At 48.1% G+C, this 659-nt stretch carries 1 protein-coding gene; it reads left to right on the forward strand.

Annotated elements, in window-relative coordinates; all coding sequences use genetic code 11:
* On the forward strand, window positions 1-659 hold a 659-nt coding region (locus tag ACQEXP_RS21230), incomplete at both ends, for a transketolase-like TK C-terminal-containing protein (RefSeq protein WP_426971460.1).

Consider the following 659-nt stretch of genomic DNA (forward strand, 5'->3'; position numbering starts at 1 on the left):
CGTAACGCAATGCGTATGGCTGCTCTGATGAAAGTTCAGAACATCCAAGTTTACACGCACGACTCTATCGGTCTAGGCGAAGATGGTCCAACTCACCAACCGGTTGAGCAAATGGCTTCTCTACGTCTAACACCAAACATGAGCACATGGCGTCCATGTGACCAAGTTGAGTCAGCTGTTGCTTGGAAATTGGCAATTGAGCGTAAAGATGGCCCTACATCTCTTATCTTCTCTCGTCAAAACCTTGCACAGCAAGAGCGTGACGCTGAGCAACTAGCCAACATCGCTAAAGGCGCTTACATCCTGAAAGACTGTGCAGGTAAGCCAGAGCTTATCCTTATCGCAACAGGTTCTGAAGTAGAGCTAGCGGTAGAAGCAGCAGCACAGCTAACAGCGGAAGGTAAGAAAGTTCGCGTCGTTTCTATGCCATCAACGGATGCTTTCGACAAGCAAGATGCAGCATACCGCGAAGCAGTACTGCCATCAGACGTCACAGCACGTATCGCTATCGAAGCGGGTATTGCGGACTTCTGGTACAAGTATGTTGGTTTCGGTGGCAAGATCATCGGTATGACAACATTTGGTGAATCAGCGCCAGCTGACCAACTGTTCAAGATGTTTGGTTTCACTACTGAAAACGTAGTAAACACAGCAAAAGA

Origin of the sequence: Vibrio sp. TRT 1302, assembly GCF_050113875.1 — a bacterium.
GTDB lineage: Bacteria > Pseudomonadota > Gammaproteobacteria > Enterobacterales > Vibrionaceae > Vibrio.